This is a genomic window from Sphingomonas sp. (assembly GCF_040398505.1).
Lineage (GTDB): Bacteria > Pseudomonadota > Alphaproteobacteria > Sphingomonadales > Sphingomonadaceae > Sphingomonas.
Map to the genome: position 1 here is coordinate 1 of NZ_JBBATX010000069.1, position 2670 is coordinate 2670.

At 65.4% G+C, this 2670-nt stretch carries 2 protein-coding genes and 1 pseudogene; 1 reads left to right on the plus strand and 2 read right to left on the minus strand.

The window, feature by feature from the left end; translation table 11 throughout:
- A partial coding sequence (locus ABWP09_RS09725) for a TonB-dependent receptor (RefSeq protein WP_353204947.1) occupies nucleotides 1-873 on the plus strand: 873 nt, incomplete at its 5' end.
- On the opposite strand, the gene ABWP09_RS09730 is transcribed toward ABWP09_RS09725, so the two are convergent.
- On the minus strand, nucleotides 867-1979 hold the full coding sequence (locus ABWP09_RS09730) for an S-(hydroxymethyl)glutathione dehydrogenase/class III alcohol dehydrogenase (protein ID WP_353204948.1): 1113 nt from the start codon (nucleotides 1977-1979) through the stop codon (nucleotides 867-869). The two genes, ABWP09_RS09725 and ABWP09_RS09730, sit on opposite strands and share 7 nt — an antisense overlap.
- Nucleotides 1980-2083: 104 nt before the next feature.
- A pseudogene (locus tag ABWP09_RS09735) lies at nucleotides 2084-2670 on the minus strand (TonB-dependent receptor); the annotation flags it as partial.

Consider the following 2670-nt stretch of genomic DNA (forward strand, 5'->3'; position numbering starts at 1 on the left):
TTACGCGGGCAAAGCTATGCTGCGCGCGACCGCGAAAGCAATGTGTCGGGCCGCGCCAACCTCGCCTGGCAAGCGACCGACACGATCTTGCTCTACGGCGGCTATGCGCGCGGGTTCAAATCGGGCGGGATCAATCTGTCGGGCTTGCCGCTGAACGCCACCAATCAGCCGACGCTCGCCACCGCGGTGGTCCGCCCCGAGCTCAACCAGACCTATGAAGGCGGGATCAAGGCCGGGCTGTTCGACCAGCGCCTGATCGTAAACCTCGCCGGCTATTACACCGACGTGCGCGATTTCCAGGCGACGATCGTCGACAGTGCGCAGACCGTTGCGCTGCGCGGCTATCTATCGAACATTTCCAAGGTGACGGTCAAAGGGGTCGAGGCTGACGTGACCGCGAACCTCACGCGGAACCTCCAGCTACGCGGCAGTGTCGCTTATGCCGACGGGAAGTACGCGCGCTATCCCGCCGGCCCGTGCCCGCTCGAAGCGCTGACCAGCGGGACGCAAGCGTGCAATCTGACCGGACGCGCACTCGCGGGCCTGCCGAAATGGTCGACCACGATCGGCGGCGATTACACGCTGCCAGTCGGGCCGGGCGCGTTCATCCTGCACGCCGATTCGAATTTTCGCAGCAGCTATGCCGGTGAGCCGACGCTGTCGCGCTACACCCGGATCGACGGGTATAATCTTACCAATGCCAGCCTTGGCTACCGCGCGAAGAACGGGCTCGAGATCGGCGTGTTCGTGCGCAACCTGTTCGGCGCGAACTACATCCAGAACCTGACCGTCCAGGCGGGCAATTCGGGCCTGATCCTAGGCACGCCGAGCGACCCGCGGACAATCGGCGTGACGCTGCGGATGCGTCAGTAAACCACCACGCTGCGGATGCTCTTGCCGGCATGCATCAGCTCGAACGCCTTGTTGATGTCGTCCAGGCCCATGACGTGCGTGATCATCGAGTCGATCTCGATCTTGCCGGTCATGTACATGTCGACGATCTTGGGCACGTCGGTGCGGCCCTTCGCGCCGCCGAACGCGGTGCCGCGCCAGTTGCGCCCGGTGACGAGCTGGAACGGGCGCGTCGTGATTTCCTTGCCCGCCTCGGCCACGCCGATGATGATCGAAGTGCCCCAGCCGCGGTGGCACGCCTCAAGCGCGGTGCGCATCACTTCGGTGTTGCCGGTCGCATCGAAGGTGTAGTCCGCACCGCCATCGGTAATCGCGACGATCGCCGCGACGACGTCCTCGCGGCTCAACCCCCTGGAATTGAGGAAGTCGGTCATGCCGAACTTGCGCCCCCATTCCTCGCGGTCGGGGTTGATGTCGACGCCGACGATCTTATTGGCCCCGGCCAGCCGCGCGCCCTGGAGCACGTTGAGCCCGATGCCGCCGAGACCAAAGACCACGACATTGTCGCCGACCTGGACCTTGGCGGTGTTGATCACCGCGCCAACGCCCGTGGTGACTCCGCAGCCGATATAGCAGCTCGACTGGAACGGCGCGTCGTCGCGGATCTTCGCCACCGCAATCTCGGGCAGGACGGTGAAGTTCGAGAAGGTCGAGCAGCCCATATAATGGAAGATCGTCTGCCCCTTGTAGGAGAAGCGCGAGGTGCCATCGGGCATCAGGCCCTTCCCTTGCGTCGCGCGGATCGCGGTGCACAGGTTGGTCTTGCCGCTGAGGCACGACTTACACTGGCGGCATTCAGGGGTGTAAAGCGGGATGACGTGATCGCCGGGCTTTACGCTCGTGACGCCCGGTCCCACCTCGCGCACGATCCCGGCGCCTTCATGCCCCAGCACGCTCGGGAACAGCCCTTCCGAATCGAGCCCGTCGAGCGTGTAGGCATCGGTATGGCAAATCCCGGTCGCCATGATCTCGACCAGCACTTCGCCCGCCTTGGGGCCTTCGAGATCGAGTTCGACGATCTCGAGCGGCTTCTTGGCTTCGAACGCTACGGCGGCACGGGTCTTCATGGGCGGTATCCTAGACGGGGGTCTCGCTCCACTTACGGCGCGCGCCGCCCCCGTCAACGGCCTTCAAGGTTCAGATGCTATGCCGCCAGCGCATGACCGCAGGCTCAGAAAAACAGCTTGCGCACCGAAATCCGTACCGTCCGGCCGAGCGGATTGAGATAATCGGGCTGATACGCGACCGGCACCGTGCCGCTGGCATCGGTCACGCGCTGGCGCGCATCGAACAGATTGTCGATCGAGAAGGCCACGCGCGTGCCGCGCAGCCACGGATATTTCTTGATCAGCTCAATCCGCTGGCCAAGATCGGCGAACAGCCGCACGTTGGCGGTGCCGAGGTCCGAAAAGCGCAAGGTCTGCGGGTTCGCGGGCGTGCCGCCATTCACCCGCGTCGCGCTTTGCCAATTGGTCGACAGGCGCACGCCGATCCCGTTATTGCTGTACCCGGCCTGCCCTTCGAGCTCGTGCCGCGACTGCCCGCCGCTGCCGCCGGTCGCATCGCCGTTGAGCAAATCGAGCGCGGGCCCGCCTTGCTGGACCAGCACGCGATCGGTGAAGTGCCAGGTGTGATACAGCGCGAACTGCAAGCGCCCGCCGCCCGGGCCGCCACGCCCGCCGGGTCCGCCGCCGCCAAAGCCACCGAATCCGCCAAAGCCGCCGCGTCCGCCCGCACCGGGGCCACCGCCCGGTCCGC

Excerpts from the sequence above, each read along its gene's own strand:
- ABWP09_RS09730 (WP_353204948.1), bottom strand. The coding sequence starts at position 1,979 with ATGAAGACCCGTGCCGCCGTAGCGTTCGAAGCCAAGAAGCCGCTCGAG.